Origin of the sequence: Neotamlana nanhaiensis, from assembly GCF_000943555.1 — a bacterium.
GTDB lineage: Bacteria > Bacteroidota > Bacteroidia > Flavobacteriales > Flavobacteriaceae > Neotamlana > Neotamlana nanhaiensis.
The window spans coordinates 278,957-296,007 of record NZ_JTDV01000002.1 but is presented as its reverse complement, the minus strand read 5'-3'; the positions used below and the strand labels follow the sequence as shown (position 1 = coordinate 296,007).

Here is a 17,051-nt window from a genome sequence, read left to right as displayed (position 1 = left end):
AATGGCAAGTATTAATATACTACTTAGGAAGAAAGCCAATGCGCGAGGAGAGTATCCCATTGTTATGCGTATTGTAAAAGAAAGGAAATCTAAAACTATAACACTTGGTATTAGTTGCTATGAAAAAGATTGGGACTTTAATAATAAGAGATTCAAGAAATCACACCCTAATTGGAATCAAAGAAATAGAATATTACTAAAACTAGAACAAAGAGCATTAAAAATAGTAGATGACTTTTTAGCACAAAAATTAGATTTTACCCTAGCTCAATTTGAAGAAAAGTTCAGAGGTACTAAACTAACTAAAACCAGTAATGTGCTAGAGTTTTTTGATATGATAATAAAAGAAATGGTTGATGCAGATAGAATTAGTAATGCTAATGCATATAAAAGCACTAAAGATTCATTGTTAAAGTTCAAGGGCAATCATATTCCTTTTCAGAGTGTAACTCCAGAATTTTTAGAAAAATATGAAGCTTTCCTTAGAATAAATGGAAATCAGAATGGAGGTATTGCCTTTAAAATGAGAGAGCTGAGGTCTATTATTAATAAGGCTATCACAAGGAAGTTAATACCTCAAGAGATTTATCCCTTTAGAGATTATAAAATATCTAAGCTAAAATCTAAACCAACTAAGAGAGCACTAACTATTGATGAGTTTAGAAGTATAAGAGATATAGATTTAAGTGAACATCCTCATCTTATAGAAACCCACAATTACTTTATGTTCTCCATTTATACAAGAGGTATGAACTTTCAAGATATGATGCTTTTAAAGTGGTCTAATATTCAAAATGGTAGAATACATTATACAAGGTCTAAAACTAAAGGGAAGTTTAATCTTGAAGTAATTGATAAAGCACAAGAGATTTTAGACTACTATAAAACTCAAAATAGGTTTACTCAATATGTTTTTCCAATACTTTTAAAAGAAGATTTAACTGCGCAGCAAATACATTACAGGAAATGTAAAGTGCTTAGTATGTATAATAAAAGACTTAAAGAGCTTGGGCGGTTGGCTAACATAGAAAAGCCTTTAACTTCATATGTAGCTAGACATAGTTTTGCCACTATCCTAAAAATGAGTGGAACACCAATTGAAAAAATATCAGAAATGATGGGTCATGCAGATGTAAATATTACAATGTCATATTTAAAGGAGTTTGACAATGAAACTTTAGACAAAGAGAATAGGAAATTAATGGATTTATAGACAAACTAATAGGGTTTCTTTTTAAATCTTCCCATCCTAGAAAATGTTATTATTTTCAACGCAGGAACTCTGGACGAGGACTACTTTTAGTAGTAGTTTTTGTAGCTGTAAAGATGCACAAAGCTACTATTTTTTCTTTACATAGAAGTTCTAAAACCCAACAAATTTAAGGCTTAAAAGCATTTTATAGCTAATAGCCATTTCTTAAAAATCACATTATACAAAAGCATTTTACTAGTTCAGTAAGATGCTTTTTTCAGTTTAATCTGAATACTAATTAAGATACATATTAACCTTTAAAAAATTAAATTATGAACTTAAAACAGAGTCAAAGACAAAATGTAAAACTCAGATTAGGAATATCTGGAGCTAGTGGGTTTGGAAAAACTCATTCAGCTTTATTGTTAGCTTATGGCATGACAAATGATTGGAGCAAAGTAGCTGTAATAGATACAGAAAATAGCAGTGCTTCTTTATATTCAGACTTGGGGAACTTTAATGTATTAGACCTTAAAGCACCTTATAGTCCAGAAAGGTATGTTGAAGCCATAAAGGTGTGTGAGGAAGCAGATATTGAAGTAATTGTAATTGACAGTATTACCCATGAGTGGAATAGTACAGGAGGTTGCTTACAAATACACGAACAGCTTGGAGGAAGGTTTCAGGATTGGGGTCCAGTTAAAAAAAGACATCAAACTTTTATAGATAAGCTTTTGCAATCTAACTGCCATATTATCACTACTACAAGAAGAAAGATAGATTATTCTTTAGATGTTGGCACTAATGGTAAATCAAGAGTAGTTAAACATGGAACTAAAGAAGTGACATCTGAAGGTTTTGAATATGAGTTGACAGTAAACTTTGAATTAGTAAATGACCAACATTTATGTAAAGCTTCTAAAGATAGAACTGGACTGTTCATGAATAAGCCTGAATTTGTGATTACTTCTAAAACGGGAGAAAGACTCTTGAAATGGTGCTGTGCCAAACCTGTTGTAGCTCAAGATGTAATAGATAAGATAAACAGTGCATTATCTGTTTCAGAGTTATCCGAAATTTATAGAGAACATAAATCCTTTCAGCAAAGTCTCCAGACTCAATTTATTAACAAAAAGGAGCAACTTGAAAAATTGATTAACCCTAAAAATTTCAGTCAAAATGGACACACAAATCATGCCTAAGCCAAGGTTGGAACTTTTGCCAGTTACACCTGTAATTCAGCTAGAAAGTAGCTTAAACAAGCCTGTAACACTTGCATACAAGCATAACCCATTCATAGAGGCTAACACCAAAACTGTTAGCCTCTCTCATTTACAAAAGGATTGCATCATACCAGTCTTTTCAAAAGATAATGAGAAAACCATTGCACATCAAGAGTTTATTGAAGTGGTACTTAACTGTACTAGAAAATTGTTTTCACACCACAGTATAAGTACACCTGAAATAAGAATATCACATCAGATTAAAGGTAGAACACCAAGTGCCATACATAAGTCAGCTAAAGACTTATTAGAACATGAGAAAACTATCTATTATGAAAGAATGGCATTTATAATTCGTGTACCCAGTATAACTGAAAATATCAATGGAAATGAATTAGCCTTGACCATAGGAGGAGTACGTGCTTACAATAAAGAGAACCTTTATAGTAAAAAGTCTGTAGAGAAGTTTCAAGTATTTATAGGTTTTCAAAATATGGTTTGTTGCAATCTGTGTATTAGTACAGATGGTTTTTCTTCTGAAATGCGTGTAGGTAGCACCCATGAATTGGCTAGTAAAATAATGGAGCTTATAGAAAGTTATGACGCAGAGAAACACCTTTTGGAAATGAAACAACTAACAGAGTACAGCCTTACAGAACAGCAGTTTGCTCAATTGGTAGGTAAATCTAGGCTTTATGGGTTTTTACCCAAGGAACAGAAACTTGAAATCCCTAATTTACTTCTTAATGATGGGCAAATATCCACTATAGCAAAGGACTACTATCAAGATGAAAGGTTTTGTAAAAATCTAGATGGTACTATAAACCTGTGGAATGTATATAATCTCTTTACATCAGCAAATAAGAGCAGTTATATTGATACATTCTCAGATAGGAATGTAAATGCTTTTGAATTTACAAATGGACTTAAAAATACCCTGAATGGTGATTCTAATTATTCTTGGTTTTTGAGTTGATGATTACTGCCCCAATTAAATTGGGGCAGTTTTTTTATATTTGAATAAATAGAAAAATTATGGAGAACACCTACTATCACATATGTGCTTATGAAAATTCTAAAAATATTTTAAATGATGGTTTAATATTTTTTTGGATACAATAGAAGTGGCAGATATGGTAAATATTAATCAATTAGGTCATGATAAATATTCATTGATAGAGATAGACTCAAAAGGTATATATAATGAAATACAAAATGATAATGTTGCCGAATTTACAGCTAATAGTCAATTTTATATTCAACAGGATTTTATTCAGTCAAAATTTTTGAAAAGGCACTCAGATAAAGAAGCGAATGTGTATGAATTATCTCTTAGAGAGAACTTAAAAATGTTTAATGGACTTGATAAAGAGTTTAAAAATAAGTCCGAAAAGGAAAAATTAGAAGAGATTTATAATTTCATCTCAGAAATTAACCCAAAATTTAGTGCGTATATTTTGCAAAAAATAAATGAAACTAAATAGAAGGTGATTTTAACTTTCTAGTTTCAATAACTTAAGAACCCCGTATTTGTTATTTTCAGGCTAGCGTTGTATTGTAAAAGTCTGATAATACCAGAAGTTTATTTAAATCAGAACCGTAGTTTTTAGATATATTTTCTAAAGAGTAGCTTACGTCTTCCTCTAGATTAATTAACCACTTCCTGTATTTTTTTATAAAGAAAGCATAATTAGAGATGGCATCTATTTGTAATTGAATTATAAATATTTCAGATTTTAATAGCTCATTATTCTCATTATTTTCAAAGAAGGATTTAATTGTTTTAAGATTAAATTTATCTAGGTCAAAAGCTTGTTTTGAGAAAAGCTTACTTAAAAAATCTTTTACTTTAGAAACATTATCATTGATATTCTCCTCTAAATTGATAATTAACACATCAATATTTTTGTTATCAACCAAGTTGGTATAAATAAATTGTTTTATTTCATCTAAGTTGTTCTTAATATAATTTTTTAAGGAAGAGTTATTTTCATTTAAAATTTTAAAAAAAGAGACAACTTCAACAAGAGTAGGGAAAGTATAGTTTTGTTTGGCTAATATTTTTTTTAGCTGTACCAATGGATTATCAAGTTCATAAAAGAATTTTAGAAGAAATCTTATGTCCGTTAATAAATCATAAGAATTTAGTTTGTCACTTTCAAGACCGTTTAGTTCTCCATGCATAAATCTATTTCTCATTTCAGGGATGTGATATTGGTAATAATCTAAATAATTCAAAATATCAGATTTCCTAACCACATTTATTTTATCATAAATTCTTCTTTTAACTTTCCCATCCATAATCATGGACATATCAGCAAAAAGCCCTTCTATCTGAGTTAAGGTAATTCCATAAAAACTAACCCATTTTTGTTTATTAAATAAAAATTCAAGTTCTTGTATTACTTTTTTTCTTTGCTCAGTTATTGGCAGTACCTCTAGGTAATATTTGATGTCTTTAAAATATTGTTTAGTAGAATAGTTTTTAAAAAGTTTTGAGTAAAAAGAGCGTTTGTTATTGAAGTAAAGTTTTCTATAATTTTCATCTTCTTCATATATAGTTGTATCTATTAAGCGGTGATATACTTTTTCAATTAATTCATGATTAAAGTACCCTTCAGAATAAGCTCTTGCAGAGTAGTATGGGAAATCTAAAATTCCACCAAAATTCCAATCTGGAAAATTGAAAGGTAGTTTTGTAACTTTGGTAATAGCTCTCTCTTTAATTTTCTCCCCATATCTATAAGCCAGAATATCTTGTTGTTCACTTATGCATCTTTTGTAATAATCCAAAAGCATTCTTTCTATTTGGTTAGATGGTGGCTTTTCTTCTTTCAAATAATACTTGGAAATGTATGGGGTACTAGAGTATTTAGTTACCAACTTTGTAATTTCTAATAAATGATGCTCAGATTCTTCTTTTAAATAATTAAAATGTGCTTTCGGTAAATCTTTAAATCTAATAATCTCATTTAAATACTTTTCTTTTGAACTTAAGTTAGGTTCTTTTTTTGTTATATCTATATGCTCTCCATTATCTCCTATTTTGTGGATACGAGCCTTTAACCTACTATTAAATCCAAAGTGTTCTAAAACTTGAAAGGTTTTTTTTTGAATAGATGATTCATCATTTTTAAGGTTTCGATTTATTGGATATATAATTTTTAATGAGTTAAAAATAATTTCATCTAATGTTTTATACTTAAAAATACTATCACCAAGAGTAGATATTATGTCATTTCGAAAATCATCTAAATTACCAGTGCTTTTGTTTCTTTTTCTGAAAGTGTACTTATCTATATAAATATATTTGTTTTTATTCTTTAATGGCATAGTTCAGGGTATAGATGAATAAAGAGTTGAGCAAAATTTTTATCATTTTCTTGTTGAACATTTTGTTGATTGTTTAGTTTATTTTGGAATGTCCCTTTTTTATCTAATAAAATTACTGTTTCAAATAATTCCGTAGATTTTAGGGCGGTTTCTATATAGCTCCAGTATTCTGGATAATTATGGATAGCATAATTAAACAAGGCTATCCATCCTTTAAATTTGAAGCCTATTATTTTATTTTCTAGACAGCTTTTTACAATACAAAAAACTCTTTGAGATTTATATTCAAACAAAGTATCAATTAACCATTTAGGAGTATGATTTGCAAGTTGACAAACTAGAACTATTCTTTGTTGCTCATCAATAGAGCTGTAATGATTCTTTAATAATACTTCATCTTCTTTTAGAAATTTAAAGCCATTTTTAAAAAAGAGCTGTAAGTATTGTTCTTTTGAAGGAATTAGTTCATTATTAAATAGAGACCATAAAATACTATTACCGTTCTCATCTTTTTTATTAATGTTTTTATCAATTCTTGATGAAGACAGTAAAAACTCAAAAAACTCAAAGTCAGTATATTTCCCTTCTTTTAACCAATTGAATAATCTGCCTTTTTTGTCTATTGCTAATCTATCATTTAGCTCATCAAGTTCTTTTTCATTAAAAGAGTTTAGCTCTTTGATTAAAGCACTGAAATTAGAAAGGTATTTTTCTTTTTCAGTAGCTATACATTGAAAAAAATCATAAACTTTAGATGTTATTCTATCTCTCTCTCTTTCAAGTTTTCTTTCTTGTTTTTGTTGGTCTATTTTTGCTTGATTTCTTTTTTGTATTGAGAGTTTATCTTCTCTGTTTTTTAAAAAGTTATAAAAATAAACCTCATTGTTTTCTTCGTCAAAATTCAACTTATCTAAAGTTATATTGACTTCATTCCATTCATCATAAAATTGATTAATGGAGTTAAGATGGGTTTGTTTAAACTTACAATTCAATTCGAAAGAACTAGAAGTGTCTTTAAATCTAAAGTAATTCTGGTGCTGTGATAAATACTTGATGTCTAACTCCGTAGTTGTATTTCCCTCTAGTTCAAAGTTATCAAGAATCCACATCAAATAAATGCCTCTCTCCTTATAGAAATCATATCTTCCTAAAATATATTTTTGGGATAAGTTTGATAACTGTATTTCAAATACAATTTCTTTGTCTAAGTATTTACAATAAACATCTGGTCTTCTTTTTTTACCCTCTTTGTTGAAAACCCAATAATCATCTATTCTAACATTCGAAACATTTTTGGTCTCCTTTAAAAACTCTCCAATTTTATTTTTTAGGAAAATGTGTCTTGGGGATTCCTTTGCAATTAATATTTGACTGTAAACTTCTTGTTCTTCACTTGATAATGATTCTTCTTTTAATTCGCAGTATTCTGAATTGGGAAAATGTTTTAAATAAAAGGTACGTTTATTGCTTTTAGAAAGACTTAATTTTTGTTTACAACCTAAACAAAGAAAAGTGATGTTACCTCTATTATATTCAGTTCTTATTTCATCTCCTTTTTGTCTATTATTGAAATAATCATCAGATTGAATAATTTCCCCTGTTTCTTCAATTATGGCTGATTTTATACTTCTCTCAAAAGTCATCTTAAATATATCGCCTAAAAATCTTTTGTTCAAACTCAGATAAGTTTGAGATAATATTTGGGTTGTATAAGTATTTTAGTTTTACTTCTTCTAATGAATTGCAATCAGAAAACTTATTAGAAACTTTTCTAATAATATCATTAGGTAACCCAGCTTCTTTTAAAGCTATTTCATTTTCTTTAACAAATCCAAACTCAAGTAGGGTTATTAAATACTTGAGACTAATACCCCCATCGGGTTTATCATGATATTCTCTATAGACAAAATTGTATAAATTTTCAAAGGCTCTAAAGTACCTAGGAAATGCAAACTCGAAATAATGAGTTATTAATTTAAAAGCAGACCTTATTTTTGAATCTATATATTCACTGTTAGTCTGTTCATTAATTAATTGTTTAATTGATGGAGTATGGTATACATAGTATTTTAATAATCTGCTTAGTTCCCAATATCTGAACCCTTTATCATTGTAATCTCTTTCATTAAATAAATGCTCTCTTGAAAGGTTGAAAATTTCACTTAGTTGGTCTTTGTCAGGGTGTGTACCCTCAAAATAAGCTAGTACTAAATGAATAGGATTAGCCCTTAAGAAGTTAATTAAACCTATTTGTTTGTGGATAGGTATGTATTTGTTTTGCTTCAAAAGAGATAGGGGGACTTTATTTTTAGCCAATAAATCCTCTAGTCTTTCTCTTGTTTCTAGATTTTTATCTTTTAAGTCTTCTTTGTCAATCTGTATTACGTCTTCTGGGCTTAATTCTTCTTTATCGTAATAATCTATTAAAATAATGTCTCTATCATTTTCATTTACCTCATGAAAATAGAATACTCTTCCAATAAAGTGAACTCTAAACCTACCAGCTCTTCCTTTTATATTTTTAACTTCGAAACCAGTTAGAAGGTTATCTTTTTTGCCAAGTGCGTTGCTGTATAAAATAACATTTTTTGCTGAAGTGTTAACTCCTTCAGTTATGGTAGTAGTACAAACAATAATATCTATTTCTTTGCTGTTGAATGAATCAATTATTTCTGTTTGAATATATCTTGGAACTGAGCCATGATGAAAAGCTACTCCCTTTTTTAACGCTTTTACAAGAGACCATTCAGCAGATATTGATTCTGAAATATACTCTATTAAATCAGAGCTAGTTTCATCTTCATCAGGTTTATTTAAAATTGCAATTATATCTTTTGAAAGGCTTTCAACATAATCTTTTCTATAATTATAGACTATAGTTTGTCCATCTACAGATTTAATAATGTCTCTCAAATTTAATTTATGGTTTACTTTCTTTTTGAGAGTTTTGTTTCTGATAACATACTCTTCCCCTTTTTCCATTTTATAAAGGCTGTAAGTGTCTTTTTGCACAATTTCTGAACTAAATTTTTTAAAATAAGATTCAGTTTCTTTTCTGAAATTTGGGCTAAAATCATTGAAGTAAGGACCAATTAGGTAAAAATGATTATCCATTTTACTTAGCCTGTATAAGCAATTTGAGAATACACTTTTCCTGTCTACATCATCTTGGATTTTATAAATTTCATCCATAACAAAGAAATCAATTTTTAATTCAGGCTTTTCATCCAAAAGCATATCCATTTTTTCAGGAGTAAGAATGAATATATTTCGATTATTTTTTGCTATTGTATCTGCAAGTCCAAGTGAATTTATCAGATTATAGTTTTCTTTTATATGGCTGTTTACATTAAATCTAAGATATGTTTCACTCAATAAAGCTATTGTTGGAAGTATTATAGCAATATTGTGGTAATCATTATTTATTATTATTTCTTCTATAATTCTTGACTTCCCAAATGAAGTAGGTGCACTAATAATGATTTTTTTGTGCTCATTGAATAAGCTTAGAATTTTTTTCTGGTCTTTAGTAAGGATAGTACCAGTTTCTAATGTATAAAAGCTTTTTATATATAAGTCTAAAAAAGATTCTTTTACACCTTCTAGTATTGGTAACATTTCTTTATATAGAAAAATTCTTGAGGAAACAATGCAGTCATTTAGTATTTGAAGCAAAAAATTATCATTAGGTAAAAATTCACATACATGGCATATTGAATATAAGCCTAAATTATAAGAGTCTTCATCTTTTGAGTTTAATAGAGAATAAGTGCCTTCAAGTAATAGCTTATATTCTTGAAAATCAAGTTCATTTTCATTTCTTAATTTTTCAACTAATGCTATTACTTGTGGATTTAACTCAACAGAGTTTAAAACCAGAGATAAAGTGTTTTTGGAACTCATGTTCTTAGGGCGTTTTCAATGTTTTCCAATGAATCTTTCACATAGGATACTGCGTCAAATGGAAATAAAAAAAAGATGAAATCCACATTTCTTAAATCAGTTTGAATATCTTTAGTTTCTATAGTATTATATAAGTTGTCTATTTCTTCTCTTAGTTCTGTCTTAAATTTATCACTGATATCATCATTATTTTTAATGCATTTACTGTTATAGGTTAATAATACTGGAACTTTAAATTTTATTCTATCTATAGATTTACCCTTAAATAAGGATTGTAATTTAATAAAATCTTCATGCGAATTTTTGTTTATTTCTATATTTGGCTTCAGTATAGAAAGTTCATCTGTAGTAGATATTATATTACAGTGGTCATTTAATGAAGAAATTGATTTTGTAAGGGCAGAAGAAAAATCTTGATAAAATTTAGATTCACCAATCCATAGTACAGGCTCATCATTTTCTATGGTAAAATGGGCACAATCATAACCGTTTATTTGTAGATTCATGGAAGTCCTTAGACGAACTTTAGTAACTAGTTTAGGAGCATCATAATATATGAGTAGTATAAGGAATAAAAGTAGTTCTCCATAATCTCCTTTTTTATCCTTTCTTGCTTTGGAAATTCTAGACCAAGCAATTCTTGTTTGGTCTATAGATTCTAACTGTTCAAATTCTTCTTCAGTTAGGGCAAAATAGGGTACAGTATCTCTAATCAAACTTATTAAATCAGTTTCTCTGTATTTATTTTTAAGATAATCAAGGTGAAATGAATTTTTAATAAATTTTCCAGTTGAACTATATTCAAACTTAAAAATTTGATTTTCTGTATAGGTTTTTAATGATTCAATATTCATATATAAAAGGCAATGATTTATATGCAGTAAATACTATACTACAATAACTACAAGGGAGAGAGTATAAATCTACTGATATTATATTTTTTATGAAAAATTTCTGATAAAATTTTTAGACCTGACATTATGTGTGCTTGAATGTCCTTTAGAATATACCCCATCATGTTTTGAGTTACAAAAGTCCCCACCCCAATCTGACAAAACATTTATTTTTTTAGGCTAGATGTAAAAAAGTTAATTTTTTCAAGAGGTTTTAAATGTTAGTCTTAGTGAAGTTTTAAGATATCATCAAGTCAATCTTTTAAAGATTTCTTTTGTTAGAACTTAAAGATATTTAATGAATCTACTATGTAATCCAGCCCCTCACTCAAGCTCTGCACAGCCACAGCACTAAATACCCTCACCAATTTGTGCAGATGAATCCCATTTGTACCTGATAATATTTTAATGTTAATTCATTCAAGGTGATAGTTGTAATGATACTCTATTGGAATAGTTAGTTAGGTTATTTCACAACTCAAAAATTTATTTATTATGGTTAGAATCATTGGTTACAAACAACGAGAAAAAGAAGATGGAAACCCATTCTTCATTTTAGAATTACAAGGTGGTGTAGAGATGTTAATGTCAAAAGAGACAGGACAATTTTATGCTACAGCAAAAAAGGCATATGTGACTAGCACATTTGATGAGCCTACTTGTAAAGCTTTAATAGGAACTGAAATGCCAGGAGCTATTGTAAAGAAAGAAGTTGAACCTTATGCCTATGTTGTAAAGGAAACAGGAGAAGAATTGGTGCTAACTCATAGATGGGTATTTGTGCCAGAACATGAGGAAACTACTAAGCATGAAGAGGCAGTTGACCAGCTTATGGCAGATACTTCTGTATTCTCTCAAAATGGAGTTTCAGATTTAGCTGAACAGGCTATTTAGTATTTAACAAAAAATGTCCAGAACCCGTATGTATATATTATATACTTACTAAAACTGGACATTTTCACTTTTTCGTGATTTGGTATTTCTACTAAAGGGGTATTACACCAGATTACGAAAAACTTAAAATTTAAGTTATGGAGATTTCAGAAATAAAAGTTTCATACTCAAATAGTGGTGCTAGTAAAGTAAAGATAACTAATAGTAAAACTGCTTATGATTTAGTATTGTCTCATTGGAATTTGGAACTTATAGAATATCAAGAAGAAGTTAAATTATTGCTACTTAATAGAGATAACACAGTGCTAGGTATACATAAATTATCTAAGGGAGGTACGTCTGGATGTACTGTAGATATTAAAATGATTCTTGCAATTGCTTTGAAATGCAATGTACATGGAATAATCTTAATACATAACCATCCTTCAGGTAATTTAAAGCCCAGTGAAGCAGATAAGAGTTTAACATCAAAGATTAAAGAAGCTTGTAAAATAGTTGACATTAATATGCTGGACCATTTGATTATTTCAAAAGAAGGATATTATAGTTTTATTGATGAGAATAATTTATTGTAGTTGTATGAGCTACAAAATAATGGAAATTCTTAGGGAGTAGAAACAGCTTTGTTGTTTTGTTAAATAATGGAGTGAGCGTATGAATACTCTAAATCAGCATTATAACTCCTTTATTGCTCTAGTACAATAAAATCACTACATATTAATATAGCCAAAACTGTTACAGGTTGAGGGGAAATATTTTCAAAAATATGGGAATAGCACATATTACTTTACTAACCTAGCAAAATGGAGTAGTTTTAAGTAAAAACTGCCTAATAGCTAAAATTAGTTTTGCGTATTTTACTAAATTGCATAAAACCTTTGAATTTGGCATTTGTTACTAAAAGTGTATTTCATAAACTTATAACTTACATTAAGCTTAAAAATGATGTTGAGTTTATTAGTAGACCTTTTTTTGAAGAGAATATTTATCACAAAGGTCAACTTCATAAATTCTTTAATCAGTACGAGTTAAAAAGACTTTATGCTTATAAATTGCTATTAGAAGACCAAGATTCTCTTTCATATTTTACATTTAATGAGAAAAAGGAAGATGACTATAAATTTGTTTTTTATAAAGGAGGATACCTTAAATACCATTTGTACAAAGATTGTCAAGCTTTAAATAGTAATTTTAAGGATTATCATATTCCCTATGAAGTACAAGAAAGAGGTAAGGAGCTAGTAAATACTTATAGAGGCTGGTTTAAAACAATGAAGTTTAAAGAAAAATTTGAAAGGGGAGAAATTGATAACTTCCACATAGTTAATAAGTATAATAATCTTTTTAGAAAAACACATAACCTTGATAAGCTAAATATAGATTATACTATTGCTAAAGAAGTATTACAATCAGGTAAAGAGTATATAGACAAGGATTATGACGTAAAAATGTTTGAGGATAAATTAGAACAAATTATATCTTATAGAAATTCTTTGTGCCAAGGAGAAACTCTCAAGTTTTTAGCAAAAGTGAATTACTTAAGAGATAAGCATGATTTAGAAATCATATCTAAATTTAAAGAATTACATGAAGAACACCCTCGTTTGTTTAGTTCAGATTTCATTAAAAACTATGGTATTTCAAATGCAAAGACTTTTTGGAATCAACACTATTCTCTAAAGACAAGAGTAAGCACAATGCTGGAAGAATACTTTAGGTGGACATTTCAATTTCATAATATGAACTTTGATAAATTACAATTAGAAGATTTTGGATTGAGGTGCTGCAAATTTTGTTCTAATATTCAGCAAATTAAAGAAAACTAAACCTCACTTAGGTCAACATCTATCAAATCTTTCATTGGAACTTCAAGGGCTTTGCTAATCCTGTAAAGTGTAAACATGGTAAGATTACTTCTACCAGCTTCTAATCTTGAAATATTATTGGGGTCTGTGCTTATTTCCATTCTGGCTACAAGTTCAACTTGAGATAAGCCTTTAGATAACCTTATCTCTTTAATCTTTGCACCTATTTTACTCAGAACAAAATCTTTTTCCATCCTATCATGTTTGATTGGTAAGAAATGATTTATATTTGTTTCAATACATATCGTATATGATAGGTTGTTGGTTTTCAAATTATATTTAAGTGACTGAGATAATTGGGATAATTTTTATTGTGGGTTGTGTTGCCTTCTACTTTTATACTAAGTATGAAACTAAAGTTGAACATTTAGAGAATAAAATTAAAAAGCAAGAGAAAGATAAGTTTAGGTCTGAAACTAGAATTGATTCTCTTGAAAAGGAAATACAAAAAAGTAAGGAGCAGTTACAAAACGAGGAAGAATTTGAAGATTTTGGATATACTTCTGAAAGCCAATATAATGATGCAATAGATGTGATTGTAAAAAGTGTTAAGTATAGCCCACTAGCACGTATTTACTATGAAGCTCAACCTCCAGACCAGTTAAATAATGGGGTTAGTCTGAGAGATAAGACACAAGAACACTTGAGATATTTGGAGTCTAAAGGAGTGACCCATAATGATATTATTGTGGCTAAGGAAATCATTAGGATAAGAGAAGAAACTTTAGGAAAGAGATTGGATTTTGAAGCTTTTGTTATAGATACCATAAATCTAAAAGGTAAAGACATAGCTGATGAAATTTATCTTGGGTTAGTTAAAATATTTGAGGTTGCTGGCAGGAATATTTCTAGCTCAACTGATGTGTTGTACAATAGATTGTTCCTTGACTTGCCTTTTTAAAGTATACACTACATGACTGAAGATGATTATCAAAAAATAAATGTCTTATTGGATGAGCTTTATTTCAAAGTAAACAATTCACTAGAAGAATATATAAATGTAATAGAAGGACATGAGATACTGCCCAATAGTTATTTTGAGCTAAAGTATAGCTTATACAAATCAAATTTAACAGGGTTTAATTCTCTTTATGATAAAGCCTTCTTAAAGGAAACTATTTTACTTTTTTATAAGGACTTACTATGTGCAGTATACTATAAGTTCAAAGGAAATCAATTGGATTACTTTCATAATATACTGTCACAATACATGCCTAAAGAGCATATCCAAGATATAATTACTACAGATAGAAATTCAATAGTTTACAAATTTACAGAAGAGTTGCTTATTGAAGTTTTATTTACCGAGAATAACACAACAGGTATATGTGTTATGAACTCTTTTTATAGAAAAGACCAATTAAAGAGTGAGCCAGAAAAAGAATACGAAGTAATGCTCATTAAAAATAATATTTCAATTACAAATTAAAAAACCCAAATCTATTATGAAAACAATTTTAAAATTTAGCTTAACAGCATTGTTGTTAATCCTAGTAGCTTCTTGTAGTACAAGTGATGACAGTACAAATGAAATAGAAACCCAATTATTAGGAAAATGGCTTTTTGAAAACCCTAATAACAACCCATCTGTAAACAACTCGTTTACTTTTAATCCTAATGGGAATGTAACTTATTCTTATTGGACTGGCTCTGGAAATAACTATGATACTGAAACAGGTACTTTTAGTTTTAATGGAGATATTATGACAATGGATTTTCCAGAGAATGTGAATTTAACATATATACAAAAGGTGGTATTTCTTGGAGACAATGTAGTGGGGTTTCAACCTACAGGAATATCTGGAGAAAATGCTTATGAAGGAGATTATTTTAGGGAAGGAGCAGACAATTATGCCTATAACATGGATAAGTTAAACCTATTTTTAGATACAGGTAATGCATGGAGAACAGGTTGTGGAGGCTCTTATGAATCTAGCAATAAAATAAATATTAAGGTCTCATATTTTTCAGATGGTACAGAAGTAGATTCTAAAACCATATCTTCTGGTCAAGGCTTTCAAATTCATGAAGATATAGAATTGGATGGGGATATTATTTCTGTTAAAGTACAATTGGAAGATTTTAATGAAAATGCTCTAGATAAAGGTGTAATTCTCTATGATACGGGAGTTAGAATAGAGACTCTAGGCGAAACTATTTTAGTAAATGAATTATTGGGAGAATTGTTTATTTGTACAGATTCAAGATATGAAGTTACATTAATGTATAACAAGGTAGAAGACAAATTTACAATAGAAGACAAAACATATGGCTTTTAAAGTGTTTTCAGGCTTATTAAGATTTAACCACCTCTTGCAGGTGGTTTTTTATAACTAAACACTATGAAGATAGAAGATTTACCCTTTAAACTCGGTATGCATTTTGAAAATTGGGAGTTTGAGTTAGAACATGAAGATTCCTCTGAAACTTATGATATGTTTAGGTATGTTAAAGGAGATATAAAAGAAGTATTGGACTTTGAAGTTGCAGACATCTTTTTGTATTTTAACTTGGATGTTTTATTTCAAGTTGGAGTTTATTTGGAAAAAGGCAACTTAGTGTTTAAGGAATTTCAGAAGATTAGTAATGGGGTATTTATACGAGGTGTTATAGAACAACTATCAGGTTTTATTGAGATAACATATTGTATAAATGGAATATGGAGAGAATTGTAAATGTTTGACATTGGGTCAAACATAGGTCAAACATTTGGATATATTATAGGTTACTATCTGAAAACATATAAAACACAGCTTTTTAAAAACACCTGTATTTATAGGCTATTTGGTAACATTTGTTAAAAAAAGAAATATATTTTTTAGTAACTGGCAGTCAAGAGGTCACGGGTTCGAATCCCGTCTTCTCCACAGAATATCGAAAAGCTTCACAGTAATGTGAGGCTTTTTATGTTTTTATAAAACTTAAAACGGAGTTTATAACCTCTTGTAGTTGTGCTGGTATGTCTTGCTTTTGCCACGGATGGCTTGCTTCAAATACATGATTAGCATCGTCTATAATTTTTAGTTCGCTGTGTTTACACCAGTTTTTAAGGTTGTAAGCCTCTTCAATAGAAACACTGGTGTCGTTATTGCCATGGATAATTAAATAAGGTATAGAAAGGTTTTTTACAGCTCTACTTATGGTTAACCGCGCTTCATTTTCAATAAAATTGTGATAAAACTGAATGTAATGTGGCATTTTTTGTTTGGTTCGGCCGTTAATTACATATTTTACGCTCTCTTTTTGCCATTGATCTAAATCGCCAGTAGTTGAGCTACGTTTACCGTAATCTGATACTCCAGCAAGTGAAATGACTTTTGAAATTCTCGAATCTTCCTCGGCTTTAATGGTTACAATACCACCAGCTCTACTATGCCCGAGTAAGGTGATTTGGTTTAAATCAGCTTCATTTTCAAAATTTTCGTTTGTGAATAGCCAATCTATAACCGATTTTAAATCGTCTAATTCTTTGGTGTAGTTATTATTTCCAAAAGCTTCCAAATCTGGAAAATCTATGGGTTGCTCTAAAGTGCCTCCGTTATGCGAAAAATTAAACTTTATAAAAAACACATCTGCTTCAGCAAAAATTTCAGCCATATTATTCCACGCGCCCCAATCTTTAAAGCCTTTATAACCATGACAAAAAATGATTACTGGCTTTTTGGTGTGGTTTTCTTTGTAAAACACATCGGTTACAATGGGTTTGCCATGAATACCTTGTACATCAATGTTTTTAATTATTTTCATG

At 29.3% G+C, this 17,051-nt stretch carries 17 protein-coding genes; 11 read left to right on the top strand and 6 right to left on the bottom strand.

Annotation, left to right across the window (positions count from 1 at the left end; genetic code table 11):
* Position 1 precedes the first annotated feature (1 nt).
* From PK35_RS04440 to PK35_RS04425, 4 genes are all read left to right on the top strand, one after another.
* Positions 2–1,213, top strand: coding sequence for a site-specific integrase (locus tag PK35_RS04440; RefSeq protein ID WP_044625482.1), 1,212 nt, complete (start codon positions 2–4; stop codon positions 1,211–1,213).
* A 311-nt stretch (positions 1,214–1,524) separates the two neighbouring features.
* On the top strand, positions 1,525–2,394 hold the full coding sequence (locus PK35_RS04435) for an AAA family ATPase (RefSeq protein ID WP_044625481.1): 870 nt from the start codon (positions 1,525–1,527) through the stop codon (positions 2,392–2,394).
* Entirely contained in the window at positions 2,372–3,391 is a 1,020-nt protein-coding gene (locus tag PK35_RS04430) for a DUF3871 family protein (RefSeq protein WP_044625480.1), read from the top strand. The genes PK35_RS04435 and PK35_RS04430 overlap by 23 nt, the downstream gene beginning before the upstream one ends.
* Positions 3,392–3,524: 133 nt before the next feature.
* On the top strand, positions 3,525–3,899 hold the full coding sequence (locus PK35_RS04425) for a hypothetical protein (protein ID WP_044625479.1): 375 nt from the start codon (positions 3,525–3,527) through the stop codon (positions 3,897–3,899).
* A 55-nt stretch (positions 3,900–3,954) separates the two neighbouring features.
* Here PK35_RS04425 and PK35_RS04420 read toward each other — a convergent pair whose 3' ends face one another.
* The 4 genes from PK35_RS04420 to PK35_RS04405 are packed head-to-tail and all read right to left on the bottom strand — an operon-like array spanning position 3,955 to position 10,505.
* Positions 3,955–5,748, bottom strand: coding sequence for a hypothetical protein (locus PK35_RS04420; RefSeq protein WP_044625478.1), 1,794 nt, complete (start codon positions 5,746–5,748; stop codon positions 3,955–3,957).
* On the bottom strand, positions 5,739–7,424 hold the full coding sequence (locus PK35_RS04415; RefSeq protein WP_131474393.1) for a DUF6035 family protein: 1,686 nt from the start codon (positions 7,422–7,424) through the stop codon (positions 5,739–5,741). Before PK35_RS04415 ends, PK35_RS04420 begins: the two co-directional genes overlap by 10 nt.
* Positions 7,393–9,651, bottom strand: a complete 2,259-nt coding sequence (locus tag PK35_RS04410) for a DEAD/DEAH box helicase (RefSeq protein ID WP_044625476.1) — start codon at positions 9,649–9,651, stop codon at positions 7,393–7,395. The genes PK35_RS04415 and PK35_RS04410 overlap by 32 nt, the downstream gene beginning before the upstream one ends.
* Positions 9,648–10,505, bottom strand: coding sequence for a HamA C-terminal domain-containing protein (locus PK35_RS04405; protein ID WP_044625475.1), 858 nt, complete (start codon positions 10,503–10,505; stop codon positions 9,648–9,650). The genes PK35_RS04410 and PK35_RS04405 overlap by 4 nt, the downstream gene beginning before the upstream one ends.
* A gap of 534 nt (positions 10,506–11,039) precedes the next feature.
* Here PK35_RS04405 and PK35_RS04400 point away from each other — a divergent pair.
* The 3 genes from PK35_RS04400 (at position 11,040) to PK35_RS04390 (ending at position 13,264) form a co-directional block, all read left to right on the top strand.
* The gene (locus PK35_RS04400) at positions 11,040–11,438 is read left to right on the top strand and encodes a hypothetical protein (protein ID WP_044625474.1); all 399 of its coding nucleotides are present in this window, start codon (positions 11,040–11,042) and stop codon (positions 11,436–11,438) included.
* 137 nt (positions 11,439–11,575) lie between these two features.
* The gene (locus PK35_RS04395) at positions 11,576–12,013 is read left to right on the top strand and encodes a JAB domain-containing protein (protein WP_044625473.1); all 438 of its coding nucleotides are present in this window, start codon (positions 11,576–11,578) and stop codon (positions 12,011–12,013) included.
* A gap of 309 nt (positions 12,014–12,322) precedes the next feature.
* Positions 12,323–13,264, top strand: coding sequence for a hypothetical protein (locus PK35_RS04390; protein WP_044625472.1), 942 nt, complete (start codon positions 12,323–12,325; stop codon positions 13,262–13,264).
* Here PK35_RS04390 and PK35_RS04385 read toward each other — a convergent pair.
* Entirely contained in the window at positions 13,261–13,497 is a 237-nt protein-coding gene (locus tag PK35_RS04385) for a helix-turn-helix domain-containing protein (protein ID WP_044625471.1), read from the bottom strand. The two genes, PK35_RS04390 and PK35_RS04385, sit on opposite strands and share 4 nt — an antisense overlap.
* An 89-nt stretch (positions 13,498–13,586) precedes the next feature.
* Here PK35_RS04385 and PK35_RS04380 point away from each other — a divergent pair, with 89 nt between their 5' ends.
* The 4 genes from PK35_RS04380 to PK35_RS04365 all read left to right on the top strand — a co-directional run bounded on the left by PK35_RS04380 (position 13,587) and on the right by PK35_RS04365 (position 15,978).
* Positions 13,587–14,204: a hypothetical protein gene (locus tag PK35_RS04380; RefSeq protein WP_044625470.1), complete on the top strand. Its 618-nt coding sequence runs from the start codon at positions 13,587–13,589 to the stop codon at positions 14,202–14,204.
* 12 nt (positions 14,205–14,216) lie between these two features.
* Positions 14,217–14,732, top strand: coding sequence for a hypothetical protein (locus PK35_RS04375; RefSeq protein ID WP_044625469.1), 516 nt, complete (start codon positions 14,217–14,219; stop codon positions 14,730–14,732).
* Positions 14,733–14,748: 16 nt separating this feature from the next.
* Positions 14,749–15,582 (top strand): hypothetical protein, encoded by an 834-nt coding sequence (locus tag PK35_RS04370; RefSeq protein WP_044625468.1) that lies wholly within the window; start codon positions 14,749–14,751, stop codon positions 15,580–15,582.
* A gap of 63 nt (positions 15,583–15,645) precedes the next feature.
* The gene (locus tag PK35_RS04365; protein ID WP_044625467.1) at positions 15,646–15,978 is read left to right on the top strand and encodes a hypothetical protein; all 333 of its coding nucleotides are present in this window, start codon (positions 15,646–15,648) and stop codon (positions 15,976–15,978) included.
* 229 nt (positions 15,979–16,207) lie between these two features.
* Here PK35_RS04365 and PK35_RS04360 read toward each other — a convergent pair whose 3' ends face one another.
* A complete protein-coding gene (locus PK35_RS04360; protein WP_044625466.1) occupies positions 16,208–17,050 on the bottom strand; it encodes an alpha/beta hydrolase family protein in 843 nt (280 codons plus the stop codon).
* Position 17,051: the final 1 nt, after the last annotated feature.

What these genes read in the sequence shown, in the direction of transcription:
- PK35_RS04440 (WP_044625482.1), top strand. Translation starts at nt 2, where the DNA reads ATGGCAAGTATTAATATACTACTTAGGAAGAAAGCCAATGCGCGAGGA.
- PK35_RS04435 (WP_044625481.1), top strand. Translation starts at nt 1,525, where the DNA reads ATGAACTTAAAACAGAGTCAAAGACAAAATGTAAAACTCAGATTAGGA.
- PK35_RS04430 (WP_044625480.1), top strand. Translation starts at nt 2,372, where the DNA reads ATGGACACACAAATCATGCCTAAGCCAAGGTTGGAACTTTTGCCAGTT.
- PK35_RS04420 (WP_044625478.1), bottom strand. Translation starts at nt 5,748, where the DNA reads ATGCCATTAAAGAATAAAAACAAATATATTTATATAGATAAGTACACT.
- PK35_RS04410 (WP_044625476.1), bottom strand. Translation starts at nt 9,651, where the DNA reads ATGAGTTCCAAAAACACTTTATCTCTGGTTTTAAACTCTGTTGAGTTA.
- PK35_RS04405 (WP_044625475.1), bottom strand. Translation starts at nt 10,505, where the DNA reads ATGAATATTGAATCATTAAAAACCTATACAGAAAATCAAATTTTTAAG.
- PK35_RS04400 (WP_044625474.1), top strand. Translation starts at nt 11,040, where the DNA reads ATGGTTAGAATCATTGGTTACAAACAACGAGAAAAAGAAGATGGAAAC.
- PK35_RS04395 (WP_044625473.1), top strand. Translation starts at nt 11,576, where the DNA reads ATGGAGATTTCAGAAATAAAAGTTTCATACTCAAATAGTGGTGCTAGT.
- PK35_RS04385 (WP_044625471.1), bottom strand. Translation starts at nt 13,497, where the DNA reads ATGGAAAAAGATTTTGTTCTGAGTAAAATAGGTGCAAAGATTAAAGAG.
- PK35_RS04375 (WP_044625469.1), top strand. Translation starts at nt 14,217, where the DNA reads ATGACTGAAGATGATTATCAAAAAATAAATGTCTTATTGGATGAGCTT.
- PK35_RS04370 (WP_044625468.1), top strand. Translation starts at nt 14,749, where the DNA reads ATGAAAACAATTTTAAAATTTAGCTTAACAGCATTGTTGTTAATCCTA.
- PK35_RS04365 (WP_044625467.1), top strand. Translation starts at nt 15,646, where the DNA reads ATGAAGATAGAAGATTTACCCTTTAAACTCGGTATGCATTTTGAAAAT.
- PK35_RS04360 (WP_044625466.1), bottom strand. Translation starts at nt 17,050, where the DNA reads ATGAAAATAATTAAAAACATTGATGTACAAGGTATTCATGGCAAACCC.